Annotated in this window: 15 protein-coding genes; 10 read left to right on the top strand and 5 right to left on the bottom strand. The window is 68.0% G+C overall.

All coding sequences use genetic code 11. The annotated features are described in order from the left end of the window. The first annotated feature begins 79 nt into the window (after positions 1–79). Genes ACNUDN_RS16700 through ACNUDN_RS16655 form a run of 10 tightly spaced genes read left to right on the top strand, consistent with a single transcriptional unit; the run spans position 80 to position 7,930 of the window. Positions 80–1,246, top strand: a complete 1,167-nt coding sequence (locus ACNUDN_RS16700) for a thiolase family protein (RefSeq protein WP_085149399.1) — start codon at positions 80–82, stop codon at positions 1,244–1,246. Further along, on the top strand, positions 1,243–1,680 hold the full coding sequence (locus ACNUDN_RS16695) for a Zn-ribbon domain-containing OB-fold protein (protein ID WP_085149402.1): 438 nt from the start codon (positions 1,243–1,245) through the stop codon (positions 1,678–1,680). Before ACNUDN_RS16700 ends, ACNUDN_RS16695 begins: the two co-directional genes overlap by 4 nt. Beyond that, positions 1,677–2,720, top strand: a complete 1,044-nt coding sequence (locus ACNUDN_RS16690) for an LLM class flavin-dependent oxidoreductase (protein ID WP_234817071.1) — start codon at positions 1,677–1,679, stop codon at positions 2,718–2,720. Before ACNUDN_RS16695 ends, ACNUDN_RS16690 begins: the two co-directional genes overlap by 4 nt. Further along, positions 2,713–3,171: an FAS1-like dehydratase domain-containing protein gene (locus tag ACNUDN_RS16685; RefSeq protein WP_085149408.1), complete on the top strand. Its 459-nt coding sequence runs from the start codon at positions 2,713–2,715 to the stop codon at positions 3,169–3,171. Before ACNUDN_RS16690 ends, ACNUDN_RS16685 begins: the two co-directional genes overlap by 8 nt. Then, positions 3,168–3,593, top strand: coding sequence for a MaoC/PaaZ C-terminal domain-containing protein (locus tag ACNUDN_RS16680; RefSeq protein WP_085149410.1), 426 nt, complete (start codon positions 3,168–3,170; stop codon positions 3,591–3,593). Before ACNUDN_RS16685 ends, ACNUDN_RS16680 begins: the two co-directional genes overlap by 4 nt. 32 nt (positions 3,594–3,625) lie before the next feature. After that, the gene (locus ACNUDN_RS16675) at positions 3,626–4,117 is read left to right on the top strand and encodes an FAS1-like dehydratase domain-containing protein (RefSeq protein WP_206430379.1); all 492 of its coding nucleotides are present in this window, start codon (positions 3,626–3,628) and stop codon (positions 4,115–4,117) included. Next, a complete protein-coding gene (locus ACNUDN_RS16670; protein ID WP_085149414.1) occupies positions 4,114–4,584 on the top strand; it encodes a hotdog family protein in 471 nt (156 codons plus the stop codon). Before ACNUDN_RS16675 ends, ACNUDN_RS16670 begins: the two co-directional genes overlap by 4 nt. A 43-nt stretch (positions 4,585–4,627) precedes the next feature. Continuing rightward, on the top strand, positions 4,628–5,395 hold the full coding sequence (locus ACNUDN_RS16665) for an enoyl-CoA hydratase/isomerase family protein (protein WP_085149416.1): 768 nt from the start codon (positions 4,628–4,630) through the stop codon (positions 5,393–5,395). A gap of 1 nt (position 5,396) precedes the next feature. Then, positions 5,397–6,209, top strand: coding sequence for a TIGR03084 family metal-binding protein (locus tag ACNUDN_RS16660; protein ID WP_085149418.1), 813 nt, complete (start codon positions 5,397–5,399; stop codon positions 6,207–6,209). After that, complete coding sequence (locus ACNUDN_RS16655; protein WP_085149420.1) at positions 6,206–7,930, top strand: acyclic terpene utilization AtuA family protein; 1,725 nt, start codon at positions 6,206–6,208, stop codon at positions 7,928–7,930. The genes ACNUDN_RS16660 and ACNUDN_RS16655 overlap by 4 nt, the downstream gene beginning before the upstream one ends. A gap of 131 nt (positions 7,931–8,061) precedes the next feature. On the opposite strand, the gene ACNUDN_RS16650 is transcribed toward ACNUDN_RS16655, so the two are convergent. From ACNUDN_RS16650 to ACNUDN_RS16630, 5 genes are all read right to left on the bottom strand, one after another. Further along, complete coding sequence (locus ACNUDN_RS16650; RefSeq protein WP_085149422.1) at positions 8,062–8,622, bottom strand: TetR/AcrR family transcriptional regulator; 561 nt, start codon at positions 8,620–8,622, stop codon at positions 8,062–8,064. Positions 8,623–8,834: 212 nt separating this feature from the next. Continuing rightward, positions 8,835–10,388 (bottom strand): acyl-CoA synthetase, encoded by a 1,554-nt coding sequence (locus ACNUDN_RS16645; protein WP_085149424.1) that lies wholly within the window; start codon positions 10,386–10,388, stop codon positions 8,835–8,837. 26 nt (positions 10,389–10,414) lie between these two features. Further along, a complete protein-coding gene (locus ACNUDN_RS16640; RefSeq protein WP_085149427.1) occupies positions 10,415–11,569 on the bottom strand; it encodes an acyl-CoA dehydrogenase family protein in 1,155 nt (384 codons plus the stop codon). A gap of 54 nt (positions 11,570–11,623) precedes the next feature. Beyond that, positions 11,624–13,657, bottom strand: coding sequence for an ATP-binding protein (locus tag ACNUDN_RS16635; protein ID WP_207626465.1), 2,034 nt, complete (start codon positions 13,655–13,657; stop codon positions 11,624–11,626). Positions 13,658–13,662: 5 nt separating this feature from the next. Continuing rightward, positions 13,663–15,264 (bottom strand): acyl-CoA carboxylase subunit beta, encoded by a 1,602-nt coding sequence (locus ACNUDN_RS16630; protein ID WP_419122941.1) that lies wholly within the window; start codon positions 15,262–15,264, stop codon positions 13,663–13,665. Positions 15,265–15,451 lie beyond the last annotated feature (187 nt).

Below are 15,451 nucleotides of genomic sequence, written 5' to 3'. Positions count from 1 at the left end.
ACCCGGGCCGCTGGGCACGCTATGATAACCGTCGTTCACATCGGGACCGGCGCTGAACGCGCGGTCGAGAGGAGCGTGGATGCCACACGACCAGCCGGCCATCATCGGTGCCGCCGAACTCACTCCCGGAAAAAACGTTCCGTACACCTCCACTGAATTGCATGTGCGCGCCGCGGTCGCGGCTCTCGCCGACGCAGGGGTGGCCCCAGACGAGGTCGACGGTCTCGTGTGTGCCGGGCCGATGACGAACGAGGGCTCGGTCTTCCTGTCCGAGGACCTCATGGACTACCTCGGGCTGCACAACCTGAAACTTCAGATGACCTGTCAGCTTGGCGGCGGGACCCATCTGGCCATGACGCGCATGGCGAGTAACGTCATCGCCCGAGGCGAGGCCGATACGGTGCTGGTCGTGTCGGCGGGCAAGTTTCCACCGATCCGCGATGGCGGGCGCGAACTGATGGCGCTGGTATGTGACCATGCGTTCGAGATGCCCTACGGACCGTCCGTGCCGGCGCTGTACGGCTTGATCGCGCAGGCCTGGATGTACGAGACAGGACAGGGCAAGGCGGACATCGCCGAGGTCACCGCGTCGCAGGACCGGTGGGCCGCGCTGAATCCCGCGGCGATCGCGCACCGCTCACAACGCCTGAGTGTGGAGGACGTGCTGGCGTCCCGCCCGATCGCCGGGCCGTTCCACTTCTACCACTGCTCGATTCCCTGCGAGGGCGGTGGCGCGCTCGTGCTGGGCTCTTCCCGCCGGGCTCGCGCGGGCAAGCACCGACCGGTCCACCTGCTCGGCTTCGGAGAGGGTCACACCCACGGCTTCCTGACCTCGCTGGCCCGGCCGGGTCGTACCGGGGCCGCCCGTTCGGGTCCGATGGCCTTCGAGCGCTCCGGACGGGCGCCGGCCGACATCGACATCGCCTTGCTCTACGACGCCTTCGCCTCCAACCCCGCGATGATCCTTGAGGAGGCGGGTTTCGTGAAGCCCGGCGGGGCAGGCGATTTCTACCGTGACGGCCGCGCCGATCCGGGCGGCGACCTTCCGGTGAACACCGACGGCGGCCTGATCCGGTTCGGGCACACCGGGACCTCCTCTGGCATTTCGCAGATCCTTGAGGGTTACTGGCAGCTGTCCGGTCGCGCCGAGGGCCGTCAGGTCTTAGCGGCGGACACCGCGTTCGTGCACAGCTACGGCTCGATGCTGTGCAGTCACGTCAGCATGGTGATGGAGGGAGCGTCATGACCGCAGCTTCGAGTTCCCTCGACGGTCTGCACGATCCTGAGGCGCTGCCGCCGCTGACCGATGTCAACGGTCCCTACTTCGCAGCAGCGGCCCGCGGCGTACTCGTCTTCCAGCGGTGCGCGAACGGCCACCCGTTCCTCTACCCGCGGCTGGTGTGTCCCGTCTGCCATGACGGTGAGTTGGCCTGGGAGACCGCGGCGGGTACTGGTGAGATTGTCAGTTTCGCGCCGGTGTACCGCGCCCCGTGGGACTCGTTCCCGCGCAGCGCGCCGTACGTCGTCGTGCTCGTTCGTCTGGACGAGGGGCCGCAGTTGTTGGCCAGTCTCGAGGGCGTAGCCCCCGATGACGTCGTCATCGGCGCGCGAGTGCGCGCAGTGTTCGAGCGGGTGAACGAGGACCTTGGGCTGGTCCGATTCGGGCCGGCGGCGTCGTGAGCACGTACGGCGTCTCGGTGCTCGGCGGGGACTTGGCCACCCTTGTCGATACGGCCGAGGCTGCCGACCTCGCCGGCTTCGACGCCGCCTGGGCCTCGGAGTTCTACTCACGCTCCGGCTCGATCTCGATGGCCGCGATGGCCGCGCGCACAAAGCGCTGCCGCATCGGGTCGTCGATCCTGTATGGCGTCGGGCGCAGCCCGCTCGTGCTCGCCACAGAGGCGCGTGACCTCGACGAGCTTTCCGGCGGGCGCGTCGTGCTCGGGCTCGGCAACGGCACACGCCGCATGATGAGCGACTGGCACGGCGTGGAGGACACCTCCGCTCCCGCTCTGCGCATGGAGGAGCTGGTCCCGCTCGTGCGTCGGATCTGGAACCTGCACGAGGGCCCCGTGCACCACGAGGGGCGCTTCTACCGGATGAATCTCGTCCCGACCGGCGACGTCGCGCCGCCGAAGCGAGCGATCCCGATCATCACCGCGGGCGTGCGTCCGCGGATGTGCGAGGTGGCCGGGCGCGTGGCCGACGGGTTGGCTGGTCATCCGCTTTTCACCACGGCTTACGTCGAGGAGGTCGCCCGCCCAGCCGTCGTGCGCGGTGCGGAGCGAGCCGGACGCGATCCCGCCGACGTTGAGATCGTCTCGATGGTCATCTGCGCGGTGCACGACGACCCGCAGATCGCGCGTCGTGAGGCCGCGCAGCAGATCGCGTTCTACTCCTCGGTGAAGACCTACGAGCACGTTCTCGATGTGAGCGGCTTCGCCAGGCAGGGGGCGGCGATTCGCGAGGCGTTCGCACGGCGCGACCTGCCGGCCATGTTCGCAGCCGTCACCGACGACATGATCGACTCGATGGCCGTGGCCGGTACCGCCGCCGAGGTCCGCGACGGGCTGCGCCGCTACGAGGGCGTGCTGGATCACATCATTCTCTACTCGCCCTCGATAGGGGTCGCACCCGAACGCATCGCCGAGAACCTCGGCGACCTCATCCGCGATTGTGCGCCGGCTCTCGCCAGCGGGAAAGGTGACCAGAGTGGCTGACGCCTCGCTTATCGGGACGCAACTCGGGAGCACCACATTTCCCGTCGACCGGTCCAAAGTGCGCGAGTTCGCGATTTCCCTCGACGACCACGACCCGATCTACCAGGACGCCGCAGCCGCCCGGGCCGCCGGCTTCAGCGCGATCCCCGCTCCGCCGACCTTCGTCGTCTCCTCGGCTCACTGGCGCGCAGACGACGACATGTTCGGCGGCCTCGGCCTCGACCTGCGCCGCGTACTGCATGGCGAGTGCGGCTGGGAGTATTTCGCGCCGGTGTTCGTCGGTGACGAGCTCACCGAGACGCGCCGGGTGTCGAACGTGACCAGCCGTGAGGGCAAGCGCGGCGGCACCATGACAATGGTCACGATCGAGACCGACTTCACCAATCAGCGCGACGAGCTCGTCGTGCGCCAGACCGACGTCTTGATCGAAACCGGAGGCTCCACCCAATGACGACATCCTCCGCACCGGTGGCGTTGGCCGCTGGCGACGAGATGCCGACCTCACAGTTCGGCCCGCTGACGCGCTCGCACATCGTCCGCTACGCCGGCGCCGGCGGCGACTTCAACCCGATCCACCACGACGAAGAGTTCGCCCGCGCGGCCGGCATGCCCGGTGTGTTCGGCATGGGACTGCTGCACGGCGGCTTGCTCGCCCAGCGGCTGACCGCCTGGGTAGGCCTGGCCTACATCCGCTCGTTCCGCATCCGTTTCACCGGTCAGGTATGGCCTGGTGACCTGCTCAGCTTCGCCGGCACGGTCACCGGCGTGCGCGAGGCCGGAGGGCAGCAGGTGGCCGACCTCGAACTTGTGGTCACGCGCCAGACCGGCGAACCCGCGATAAAGGGGAGCGCCGTCGTGCAGGTGGCCCGGTGAGCGCGCCAACGAGCGACGTCACCGGCCTGGGCATGACGTTCGGGACCTTCGACGAAGGCCAAGCGTGGGTCGGTCATCGCTCCGAACCGCGGCGTGCGTGGTTCCCGATCGACCGCTCGATGGTGTTGTACTACTGCTCGCTCGTCGAGGACGCGAACCCCCGCTACTGGGAGGGTGAGGACTGCCCGCCCGGACTGCTGATGACCCTCGGCTTCGCGCCGCAGTGGGTGCCCGAGTACCTAGCGCGTGCCGACATGATGTTCGCGCTCAGCGTCCCGTTGCCCGGCCACCACATCATCAACGCCTCAACGACGACCGAGTTCGAACGCCGGCCCCGGGTAGGCGATCACGTGTCGATCGTGGAGGAGATCGCCTCGATCTCCGAGCCGAAGACGACGCGGGTGGGCACCGGCGTGTTCATCACCACGGTGAGCACCTTCTCCGACCAGCACGGTGAGGTCATCGGCCGCAACACCAACGTGCTCTTCCGATACGACACCGCCGATAGTGAAGGCGCATCATGAACGAATCCACCGAGCACAGCATGGTCCGCTTCCCCGTGCGGTTCGAGGACATCGCCGTCGGCGACACCATGACGTCCCTCTCGATCGAGATCAGCTACAAGCGCATCTGCATGAACGCGGCTTCGACATGGGACTGGTTCCCCGGTCACCACGACCCCGACTATGCGCGCAGCCAGGGCCAGCGCACGATCTACCTGTCAACCCTCTTCTTCCATGGCTTCATCGACCGCGGCCTCAACGAATGGGCCGGACCCGACGCGCTCATCCGACGCCGCAAAATCTCAATGATCCGGTCGATCTACCCGGGCCAGACCGCGACCCTGAGCGGCAATGTCGTGGCCAAACGCGACGATGGCGGACGGCGCCTCGTCGACCTTGAACTGCTCGTCTCGAGCGAGGACGGTCCCTGCGTACCGAGTGAAGCCACCGTTGAGCTGGCCGACCCGTTGGTCGAGGTGCCCGGGTGAACTGCCACTCACATGCGAGGCGACGGTGAGGGACGGAGGCTCGGTGGCCGAGCAACCGATTCGCTACGAGGTCGTCGACAGCGTCGCGTGGCTCACGATCAACCGGCCCGAGGCGCGCAACGCGCTCAACAACGCTGTGCGCACGGGGCTTTTCGACGCGGTACGCCGCTTCAACGACGACGACGCGGCGAAGGTGCTCGTCCTCACCGGCGCGGGCGATAAGGCGTTCTGCGCCGGCGGGGACTTGAAGGAGATGGCGCAGAACGCGCTCAAGGTGCCCCCGAAGGACTTCGCTCCGCAGTTCGGCCGCAACATCGACGTCGCGAAGCCGACGATCGCGGCCGTCAACGGTGTCGCGTTCGCCGGGGGCTTCCTGCTCGCGCAGCAGTGCGACCTGGTCGTGGCTGCCGAACACGCGACCTTCGCCGTCAGCGAGGTCAAGGTCGGCCGCGGTTCGCCGTGGGCAACACCGCTGTCGTGGCTGGTGCCCCCACGCGTTGCCATGCAGATCCTGCTTACCGGCGACCCGATCACCGCCGAGCGCGCCCACCAGGTCGGCTTGGTCAACGAGGTGGTGCCGGCCGATCAGTTGCGCGAGCGTACCCAGCGGTTGGCGCTCAGCATCGCCGCGAACGCTCCGCTATCGGTGCTCGCGTCCAAGCGCACCGTGCACCTCTCGGCACAGCACCACCTCGCCGCCGCGTACGACCTGGCCGACGAGATCTGGGAGCCGGTCTATCTGAGCGACGACGCGCAGGAAGGCCCGAGGGCGTTCCGCGAGAAGCGCGCGCCGCAGTGGAAGGGATGTTGACGTGGCGGTGAGCATGCAGCCGGTCATCGCCGACATCGAAGCGGAGACGGCAGCCCTACGCGGATTGGTCGCGCCGCTGACCGAAGGTCCGCGCGGCTGGGACGCGCCGACGCCGGCCGTGGGCTGGACGATCCGCGACCAGATCAGCCATCTGGCGTTCTTCGACGACGTGGCGGTGCGCTCGACCACCGACCCCGACGGGTTCAGCAGCGACTACCTGCCGATGATGGCCGACGGAAGCATCTCACCCGACGTCATCGCCGAGCGCTACCGTCAAATGCCGGCTGCCGACCTGCTCGCGTGGTTCGACACGTCGCGTGCAGCCCTCGTTGCGGCGTTCGCGGACATTGACCCGGCGACCCGCCTGCCGTGGTTCGGGCCGCCGATGAGCGCGGTCTCGTCGCTGACAGCGCGACTCATGGAGACCTGGGCGCACGGCCAGGACGTCGTCGACGCGCTCGGCGGGACCCGCGCGGCCACGGCACGGCTGCGTCACGTAGCCCACATCGGGGTGGGTGCGCGCGCGTTCAGCTACCTGGCCAACGGTCTGGACCTGCCCGCGGACCCGGTACGCGTTGAGCTGACCGCTCCGGACGGCAGCGTCTGGACGTGGGGGCCAGCCGACGCCACCAACCACGTGAGCGGGCCGGCGCTCGACTTTTGCCTGTTGGTCACCCAACGCCGCCACCGCGACGACACCGCTTTGGTCGCCGACGGCCCGCTGGCCGACCAGTGGCTCGCGATCGCCCAGGCCTTCGCGGGGCCCCCTGGCGGCGGACGCGTGGCGGGCCAGTTCGCAGGGGGTCAGCGGTGAGCGTCCCGGTCCGCATCGGCAACTGTTCCGGCTTTTACGGCGACCGCATCGCCGCAGCCCGCGAGATGGTCGAGGGCGGACCGATCGACGTCCTGTGCGGTGACTATCTGGCCGAGCTGACCATGCTCATCCTGGCCAAGGCCCAGGCTAAAGACCCGTCCGGCGGGTACGCGCGGACTTTCCTCACCCAAATGGAACAGGTGCTGGGCACCTGTCTCGATCGTGGCATCAAGGTCGTCGCGAACGCGGGCGGGCTGAGTCCCGCCGGCTTGGCCGCCGCGTTGCGCGAGCTGTCCGCACGTCTCGGCCTCACCGCGCGCGTCGCGCACGTCGAGGGCGACGACCTACGTGGCGACCTCCACGCAATCACGCCGCCCGTCGGCGACATCAAACCGGTATCGGCCAACGCCTACCTCGGCGCCTGGGGCATCACCGAGGCGCTGCGTTCGGGCGCCGACGTCGTCGTGACCGGCCGGGTCACCGACGCATCCCTGGTCGTCGGTCCAGCCGTCTGGTGGCACGCTTGGGCACCCGCCGACTGGGATCGGCTCGCGGGCGCGGTCGTCGCCGGGCACGTGATCGAGTGCGGCCCTCAGGCGACGGGCGGCAACTACGCGTTCCTCGACGAGATCACCGACCGCCGCTACCCGGGGTTTCCGATCGCCGAGGTCGCCGAGGACGGCTCTTCGGTGATCACGAAGCATCCCGGCACCGGGGGACTGGTCTCAGTCGGCACGGTCACCGCCCAGCTGCTCTACGAGATCGCTGAACCTGCCTACCTCGGCCCCGACGTCGTCGCCCACTTCGACACCATCCGGCTGGCTCAACAGGGTGAGCACCGCGTCGCGATCAGCGGTACGAAAGGCAGTCCGCCGCCGGACACGTTGAAGGTGGCGCTGAATGAGGTGGGCGGCTTCCGTAACACGATGACCATGGTGCTCACCGGCCTCGACATCGAGGCCAAGGCGGCTTTCGCCGAACAGCAGCTCTTCGACGTTCTCGGCGGACGCGACGCCTTCGACGAAGTCGACGTGAGGCTGTTGCGTTTCGACTTCTCCGACGCACCGACGAACGAGCAAGCCTGCGCGCACCTGCGTGTGACGGTGAAGGACGCCGACCCGCGCAAGGTGGGCCGAGCCTTCTCCGGGGGGGTCATGGAGATCGCCCTGGCTGGTTTCGCCGGCTTCCACACCACCACGCCACCGTCCTCGGAGACCGCCTTCGGCGTCTACCGGCCGGCCTACGTAGCGCGCTCGGCTCTCACGCACGTACTCGTCGACGCCGACGGCACACGGCACGAGATCCCCGACCCGCCGACCGGTGCCGTCCCGCCGGCTGGGATCGCCCCGCCCGCGAAGCTGCCGGTGCCGTCCGGGCCGACACGTCGCGCGCCGCTCGGGTCGGTACTCGGCGCGCGGTCCGGAGACAAGGGCGGCAACGCTAACCTCGGCCTGTGGGCACGGGATGACCCTGGGTACGCGTGGGCGCGCGACTACCTCAGCGTCGAGCGGCTGCGCACACTGCTCGGGCCGGAGACGGCGCACCTGCGCATCGAACGCTTCGAACTGCCGAACCTGCGCGCCCTCAACGTGGTGGTGCACGGCTTGCTCGGTGACGGGGTGGCCTCCTCGACCCGGCTGGACGCGCAGGCCAAGGGGCTCGGGGAATACGTGCGGTCCCGCATGGTGGATATTCCCCAGTCGCTGCTCGACACACACTGAATCCGGTGCGGGGCGCCGTCTACCTTGCTGTGTAACCCCGAATCGACTACGTCAGCGGATAGGTCGTGCAATGCTGGGGCGGCTTCAACTCCTGAAGGGACTCGACTCAGCCGACCGCCACGCGAATCCGGTCACGGCGCGCCGCTGAACAGTGCCGCAACGGCCGCGGCGACCAGCATCGCCTCAATCGTCGCGTCGTCCAGCGACGCCGGCATGTGCGCGGACGCGTTGAGCAATGACAGCACGGCGGCGACCAGGCCCTGTGCGCGCTCACGGTCCAGATCGCCCCGTGCTCGTACGAGCGCGTCGACCCAGAAAGACTCGTAGCTGTGCTGTCGGCGTCGCAGGGCACGGGTCGCCAGCGGCGACAGCGAGCGGTGCTCGCGGGCGTAGACGGCCAACAGGCCGCGTCGTCGCGCGCCGAAGGCCGCATGTAGGTCGACAAGGGCGTGCAGGACCTCCGTCGGTGTGCCGGCGGTGGTGGCACGCCGGGCGCCGGCCAGCAGCTCAGTCATGGCGGCGTCGCATAACTCGCGCAGGATCGCGTCCTTGTTCTGAAAGTGCCGGTAGACGGCCGGCCCGCTCACCCCTGCTGCGGCACCGATGTCGTCGATGCCCACGGCGTGAAAGCCTTGCCGCGCGAACAGGTCGGCGGCGGCCTCGAGGAGCAGTTTGCGGCGCAAACCGGCCACTTTCTGTCCTCCTGTCAATTTGTGGTTGACGTTGTTCGCCGTCCGACCCGCTGGGCTGGGATCCTGCCGACGCTGACGTTGCCTGTGTCGGCGCCCGCGCACCACATCGAGGGAGGTGAACGAAACCGCTAGCCCCCCCGATGCTGTCGCATCCTCTTCTCAGTTCATGATTTAGGGGCTCTGCTTCGAACCCGCGATTGCAGCGGCACGACTCAGCGCAAAACGACTCCGCCCTCGATGCCCGTGAACTGCGCGCGCAGCTCGGTCTTGAGCAGCTTGCCAGTGGCGTTGCGCGGCAGTTCGGCGACGAAGTGCACGTCACGCGGACACTTGAAGTGCGCCAGCCGCTCCCGGCACCACGCCACGATCTCCTCGGCGCTCGGTGCCTGTGTTGCCGGGTCGGCGACGACGATCGCGACGACGCGTTCGCCCCACTTTGAGTCCTTGCCGCCGATCACGGCGGCGTCGAGTACCGCCGGGTGGCGGAAGAGAACTTGCTCGACCTCGATCGGGTAGACGTTCTCGCCGCCGGAGATGATCATGTCCTTCTTGCGGTCGACGAGGGTGATGAAGCCCTCGGCGTCCATGCGCCCGAGGTCGCCCGTGTGGAACCAGCCCCCGCGTAACGCCTCGGCGCTCGCCTCGGCCTTCATCCAGTAGCCAGTGAACACATTCGGGCCGCGCACGATCAGTTCGCCCACGGTGTCGGTCGCGACGTCGCGGTCGTCGTCGTCGACGATGCGGGCGTCGACATGCATTGCGACGCGGCCGATCGACCCGGCCCGCGTGCTGATGTTGTCGGCGTCGAGGACGGTCACCAGGGGAGCGGTCTCGGTCATGCCGAAGCCCTCGGTGAAGGGCACGCCTCGCTGGCGCATGAAGTCGATGACCGTGAGGGGGACGGGCGACCCGCCGCCCATGGCGAAACGCAGCGCAGACAGGTTGAAGGAGTCGAAGTCGGACACCTGTGTGAGAGCGGTCCACATGGCCGGCACCATGAACTGAACCGTGACGTGGTGGTCGGCCATCGCCTGCAGCGTAGCTCGCGGCTCGAAGGACGGCATGATGACGCTGGTGCCGCCCACGTAGAGCAGCGGCAGGGTGTGTACTCCCAGCCCGCCGATGTGGAACATCGGCGCCACCGCGACGGTGACGTCCTCGCCCCGCAGGCCGATGTCGGTGCCGAGGACGTTGATCGCGTTCCATAGCAGGTTGTCGTGGGTGAGGATCGCGCCCTTGGGTCGTCCCGTCGTCCCCGACGTGTACATGATGAACGCGGGGTCGCGGCCGTCGACGTCACCGTTGAGCGGTTCGGGCGCGGCGCCCGAGACGACGTCTTCGTAGCCGAGCTCGCCCGGCGCCGGCACCCCACCGGCGCGCACGACATGGCGCACGCGGACTCCGGACTCGGTGACGGCGCTCCTGGCCTGCGCGGCCAACGGCTCATAAAAGACCAGAACATCGGCGCCTGAGTCGGCCAGGATGTAGCCGATCTCGGGTCCGGCAAGGCGCACGTTGAGCGGAACTGCAAGTGCGCCGATTTTGGCGCAGCCCAGCAGCACCTCGATGAACTCGGTCGAATTGACCAGCTGCATCGCGACCCGATCGCCCCTGCGCACGCCGAGGGCGATGAGTGCGGCGGCGACCTGGTTGGTGCGCCGATCGAGGTCGGCGTAGGTGATGTGCGCGCCGTTGCTGATCAACGCGGTGCGCCCGCCGTTGAGGAAGGCGCGCCGGGTCACCCACTGACCGATGCCGAGTTGCATGCGATTCCCTTTCATTCCGCGGCGACTCAGTAGGACGCGGGCAGTTTCAGGCTGTGCTGCGCCACGAAGTTGAGGATCATTTCGCGGCTGATCGGCGCGGTGCGCATGAGCCGGGCCGGACCCCACAACGTGGCGAGGCCGTACTCGGTGGCCATGCCGTTGCCGCCGTGGGTCTGAATCGCCTGGTCGAGCGCCAGGATGCCCGCCTCGGCTGCGGCGTATTTCGCCATGTTCGACGCCTCACCCGACCCCGGATCGCCGGCGTCGTGCAGGGAGGCGGCACGCTGAGTCATCAACCGGGCCAGCTCAACCTGGATCTTGGCGTGGGCGAGCGGGTGCGATACGCCCTGGTGCGAGCCGATCGGCGCTCCCCACACGTGGCGCTTGCGGGCGTAATCGGCGGCTTTATCCAGCGCGTAGCGACCGATGCCGTTGCCGAGCGCCGCCCCCATGATTCGCTCCGGGTTCAGGCCCATGAAGACCTGGCGCAGGCCCTCGTTCTCCGTGCCGACAAGGTTGGCGGCCGGCACGCGGACGTCATCGAAGAATAGAGTGAACTGCTTCTCTGGAGTGACCGCCTGCACCGGGATGAGTGACTTGGTCAGCCCGGGGACATCGGTGGGCACGACGAGCAGGCTGAGTAGTCCGCGACCACTGTCGTTGGTAGACGTTCGGGTGACCACCAGGATCGCTTCGGCTTCATCGACGCCAGAAATGTAGTACTTGGTGCCGTTGATGACCCAGTCGTCACCGTCGCGTTTCGCGGTCGTGGAGATGTTGTGCGAGTTCGAGCCCGCGTCCGGCTCGGTGATCGCGAAGGCCATGATCGTCTCGCCGCTGGCGATGCCCGGCAGCCACTGCTGCTTGAGTTCCTCACTGCCGAATGCCTGGATGATCGTGCCGCAGATGGTCGGCGAGACGACGGTCATCAGCAGCGGGCAGCCCGCCGCGGCGAGCTCCTCACCGACGATCTGCATGTCGTAGATGCCGCCGCCGCCGCCGCCGTACTGCTCGGAAAGGTTCACCCCGAGGAAGCCCTGTTTGCCCACGGCCTGCCACAGCTCGGTGCTCTTCCCGCCGGCCAGCGACTTTTCCAGGTAGTACTCGTGTCCGAAGTCCTTGGCGATCTCGGCGACCGCCTTGCGCAGGTCCTGACGTTCCTCTGTCTCGTGCAATTCCATGACACTCCTCACATCGGTATCGACGCGCCACCGATCGGGAGCGCGCCGGCTTCATTAGAGCTCCGTGGCGTCCGACGCCACTTCACCGCCGTCCACCGCCTCGACCACGGCGAGGACGTCACCGCTCGAGACCTGATGGCCGACCTGGACCGGCAGGGCGCTCAGCACCCCGTCAATCGGGCTCGCGACGGTGTGCTCCATCTTCATCGCCTCCAGGACGACTAGGGTTTGGCCCGCCGAGACCGTCTCGCCCTCGGCGACCGGCAGTCGGACCACTGAACCCGGCATCGGCGCGGTGAGCGACCCGGGCGGGTGCAGAGCGCTCGGGTCGACGAAGCGTGGCGCCAGCCGCAGGGCGGAGTAGCCGGCGACCGAGTCGACGTGGGCGATATCGCGGTCGAGGACTATGTCGTAGGCGCGGCGCACGCCGTTCACGCGCAGCACAACACGCTCGCTGCTGCCGGCGACAAGCTCGACGTCGGCCAACGCCTCGTCATCGACGCGCAGGCAGGTGTCCGTCAGACGCAACGTGTACCCGACGCGCACTTCGCGCCCGTCCTGGGTCTGCCATGTCGTGATCTGCGATTGCGATGGGTTGTTGCGCCATCCAGCGGGCAACGTGGCCTGGACCGTCGCCGCGGCACGCCGCGCGGCCACGCTGGCCACGGTCGCCGCGACGGCGTGCAGGCGCTCTGCCTGCGTGTCAAGGAGGGCAGCGCCGAGTTCGGCGACGTCGTGTCGGTCAAGGAAACCAGTGTCGGTGCCCCGCCCGGCGAACTCGTCATGGCGCAGGACGCGCACAAGCAGGTTGCGATTGGTGGTCACGCCGTGAATACGGGCGCCGGCCAGCGCCGCCGAGAGGCTGGCAAGTGCCTCGTCGCGCGTTGGTGCCCACGCGATGACCTTGGCCAGCAGCGAATCGTAGTAATGACTGATGACCGAACCGGCACGAAAACCCGAGTCAACCCGCACGCCGGCGAGCGCCGGGACATCCATGGTGCGCAGGGTGCCGGTGTGGGGCCGGTAGTCGTCGGCCGGATCCTCGGCGCACAGACGGGCCTCGACCGCGTGACCGCGAATTCGCGGGTTGTGCATCTCCTCGGGCAGCGGGCGGCCCATGGCTACGAGCAGCTGGGCACGCACCAGGTCGAGGCCGGTGATCAGCTCGGTAACCGGGTGCTCGACCTGCAGCCGGGTGTTCATCTCGAGGAAGGCAAAGGAGCCGCCCTTGCCGTCCTGGTCGGCGTCGTAGACGAACTCGACCGTCCCGGCGCCCACGTAACCGACGGCGCGTGCGGCGGCGATGGCGGCCTCGCTCATCCGAGCGCGCAACGCGTCGTCGACGACCGGTGACGGCGCCTCCTCGATCACCTTCTGGTGTCGACGCTGCACGGAGCACTCGCGCTCGAACAGAGACACGACGTTTCCGTGCGTGTCGGCCATGACCTGGATCTCGACGTGGCGCGGGCGGTGGACGTAACGCTCGAGGAAGACGGTGCCGTCGGCGAACGCGGCCGCGGCCTCACGCGAAGCGGAGGCGACCGCCTCGTCGAGCTCGTCCGGCGACGCGACAACGCGCATGCCTCGGCCACCGCCGCCGGCGCTGGCCTTGACCAGCACCGGGTAGCCGACGTCGGCGGCCAGCTTCGCCAGCTGCTCGGCCGACAGCCCCGTCGTGTCGCCACCGGGCAGCACAGGCACCCCCGCGTCGGACATCATCTTCTTGGCCTGCAGCTTCGAGCCCATCGCGTCGATCGCCCCGGGCGGCGGACCGATGAAGACGAGGTCGGCGGCGACACAGGCACGCGCGAACCCGGCGTCTTCCGAAAGGAAGCCGTAGCCGGGGTGTACTGCGTCCGCGCCGGTGAGCGAGGCAGCGGCGATGATCCGGTGGATGTCGAGGTACGTCTCGGCGGCAGACGAGCCGGGAAGGTGCACGGCCTCGTCGGCGTCGGCGACGTGCCACGCGTCGGCGTCGGCGTCGGAATAGACCGCCACGGTGGCGATCCCGAGGTCGCGGCAAGTGCGGAACACCCGCCGCGCGATCTCGCCACGGTTGGCGACCAGGACCTTGCGGATCTTGGGCATCGCCATCACATCCGGAACACGCCGTAGCCACGCTGGCCACGGACCTCGCCGTTGTGGATCACAGACAGGCAGAACCCGAGAACGGTCCGCGTGTCGCGGGGATCAATGATCCCGTCGTCGTAAAGGCGGCCGCTGTTGGCCAGTGCGACGGATTCGCGCTCGATCTGTTCCTCGACAGCGGCGCGCATCTGGACGTCGGCCTCCTCGTCGAAGGGCAGCCCGCGGTCGGCGGCGGACTCGCGCGCCACGATGGACAACACTCCGGCCAGTTGCGCCGGACCCATCACGGCCGACTTCGAGTTAGGCCAAGCGAATAGGAAACGCGGTGAGTACGACCGCCCGCACATGCCGTAGTTCCCGGCACCGTAGGACGCACCCATGGTGATGGTCACGTGCGGGACTGTGCTGTTTGATACGGCGTTGATCATCTTGGCGCCGTCCTTGATGATGCCGCCCTGCTCGTACTCGGCACCGACCATGAAACCGGTGGTGTTCTGAAGGAAGATGAGGGGGGTGTCGATCTGATTTGCCAGTTGGATGAACTGCGAACCCTTCTCGGCCTCCTCACTGAACAGGATGCCGCGTGCGTTTGCGAGGATGCCGACCGGGAAGCCGTGGATCGAGGCCCAGCCAGTGACGAGTGAGGTGCCGTAGAGAGGTTTGAACTCGTCGAAGGCCGACCCGTCGACCACTCGGGCGATCACGTCGCGGGGGTCGAAGGGCACCTTCGGATCGACGGAGGCGATGCCGAGTAGCTGATCGGGGTCGTGCACCGGCGGGTGCGGCGGCGTGGTGGGTCCGGGGCCGTTCTTCCGCCAGTTGAGCCGCGCCATGATGCGACGGCCGATTCGGATCGCGTCCTGCTCGTCCTCGGCCATGTAATCGGCCAGCCCCGAGGTGCGGGCGTGCATGTCGGCGCCGCCGAGCGATTCGTCATCGGAGACCTCCCCCGTGGCCATCTTGACCAATGGCGGACCGCCGAGGAACACCTTGGAACGGTTGCGCACCATCACGACGTAGTCGCACATGCCCGGGACGTACGCACCTCCCGCGGTCGAGTTGCCGAAGACCAAGGCCAGTGTCGGCAGCCCCGCTGCGCTGTGCTGTGTCAAGTCGTGGAACAGCTGCCCGCCGGGCACGAAGATCTCTGCCTGTGTGGGCAGGTCGGCGCCGCCAGACTCGACGATGTTGATGATGGGCAGTCGGTTCTCCCGCGCGATGGCCATGCCGCGGAACACCTTGCGGAAGGTATAGGGGTTCGATGCGCCGCCGCGGACGGTGGGGTCGTGGGCGATGATCATCGACTCGATGCCCTCGACCACGCCGATGCCTACCACCACGCTACCGCCGACGGGGAACTTATTGCCCCAGGCGGCGAAGGGGCATAGTTCGAGGAACGCTGTGTCGGAGTCGAGCATCAGCTCGATGCGCTCGCGGACGAGTAGCTTGCCCCGCTTGCGGTGGCGCGCAACGTATTTTGCGCCGCCGCCGCCGTTGACCAGCGCCAGTTGCTCCGCGATGGTGTCGAGTTGCGCGCTCAGTCCTTCGCGGTTCTTGAGATAGCTGGGCGCGGTGTCGTCGACCCGATCGGACAGGACCTGTACCAAAGTTTTCCCTCCGGGCGAGCATCGACGTCGATCTGCTAGGCGCTGATGTTAGCCGCAATTAACATCAGGTGACAACGGCGCGGCGTGCCTCACCTATTTTGAGCGCGTATCGCGGATGGCTTGCCCGGTGTGGAGGGCAAGGTCGAGATGGCTGCAAGACGGCAGGTGACGAACAAACTGCGTGGTC

It is taken from the genome of Mycobacterium sp. smrl_JER01 (genome assembly GCF_048513595.2).
In the GTDB taxonomy this organism is placed as follows: Bacteria; Actinomycetota; Actinomycetes; order Mycobacteriales; family Mycobacteriaceae; genus Mycobacterium.
This window is presented reverse-complemented; position numbering and strand designations above follow the sequence as displayed.